Origin of the sequence: Collinsella aerofaciens (assembly GCF_015558785.1) — a bacterium.
GTDB lineage: Bacteria > Actinomycetota > Coriobacteriia > Coriobacteriales > Coriobacteriaceae > Collinsella > Collinsella aerofaciens_P.
Genome location: NZ_JADMOP010000034.1, coordinates 1 through 1,217, shown reverse-complemented (window position 1 = coordinate 1,217; position 1,217 = coordinate 1). Strand labels below are relative to the sequence as shown.

Genomic DNA, 1,217 nt, shown 5'->3' with positions numbered 1-1,217 from the left:
TGGATTGGCTACACTGATGTGGACAGTTCCGGGAGGGGCGCAGGAGACGGGAGGGCCGTATATGAGGGACCCCAGGCACCCGAGGCATTTCACCGACGAGTTCAAGAGGCAGATAGTCGACCTCTACAACGCCGGCAAGCCCAAGCGCGAGATCATGGACGAGTACGACCTCGGCAAGAGCACCGTGGAGAGGTGGATCAAGTCGATAAACGCGACCGGCTCGCCGCGCGCCGCGTGCAACCGCACGCCCGAGCAGAACCGGATCCTGGAGCTCGAGCGCGAGAACCGCAGGCTCCGGATGGAGGTCGACGTCTTAAAACAAGCGGCGCTGATATACGCTCGAAAGTGAGGGCCATAGCGGCCAACGAGGGCCGCTACCCCATATCAGCGCAGTGCAGGCTCCTCGGCGTCGCGAGGTCGACGTACTACTCCATGCGCTCGCGGGCCGACCGGCCCGCCGCGCCGGACCCCGCCGCGCCGGCCGTGGTCGCGGCCCACGCCGCCAGCAAGGGCCGGTACGGCTCGCGCAAGATAAAGGCGTCGCTCGAGAGGTCGGGCGTCACCGTCAGCCGGCGCCGGGTCTGCCGCATCATGAGGGAGAACGGCCTGGTCAGCGCATACGGCAGGAAGAGGTTCAAGGTGCACCCCGGGGCGGTCAACGAGGCCGACGTGCCCAACGTCGTCGCGCGCGGCTTCGGCGGCAGGGCGCCGCGCACCCATATATGCAGCGACCTGACCTACGTGCGCGTCGGGGCCTCGTGGAACTACGTCTGCCTGCTCGTCGACCTCTACAACAGGGAGATCGTCGGCCACTCCGCCGGGCCCAGGAAGGACGCCCGGCTGGTCAAGTCGGCGTTCGCGACGCTCTCCTTCCCCATCTCGGACATCGAGGTCTTCCACACGGACCGCGGCAGCGAGTTCGACAACGCCGAGATCGACCTGATGCTCGAGGCCTTCGGCATTGAGAGGTCGCTGTCGGCCAAGGGCTGCCCCTACGACAACGCCGTCGACGAGTCGACCAACAGGATACTGAAGGCCGAGCTCGTCCACCGCGAGACGTTCGGCACGACGCGCGAGCTCCGGGCCAAGCTCTCGGACTACGTGCACTGGTACAACAACTTCAGGATCCACTCGACGCTGGGCTACATGTCTCCGGTCGAGTTCAGGGAGGCGGGGCTGTCCCTCCCGGAATCGTCCAAATAGGTGTTGCCAATCCA

1 protein-coding gene is annotated in these 1,217 nt (G+C 66.1%); it reads left to right on the top strand.

What is annotated here, in order from left to right:
* Positions 1-61: 61 nt before the first annotated feature.
* Positions 62-1,203 (top strand): IS3 family transposase gene (locus tag I2G40_RS09505; RefSeq protein WP_370448105.1). Its coding sequence is split into 2 segments (ribosomal slippage): positions 62-320 and positions 320-1,203, totalling 1,143 coding nucleotides; the frame shifts between segments, so codons are not numbered across the junction.
* Positions 1,204-1,217 lie beyond the last annotated feature (14 nt).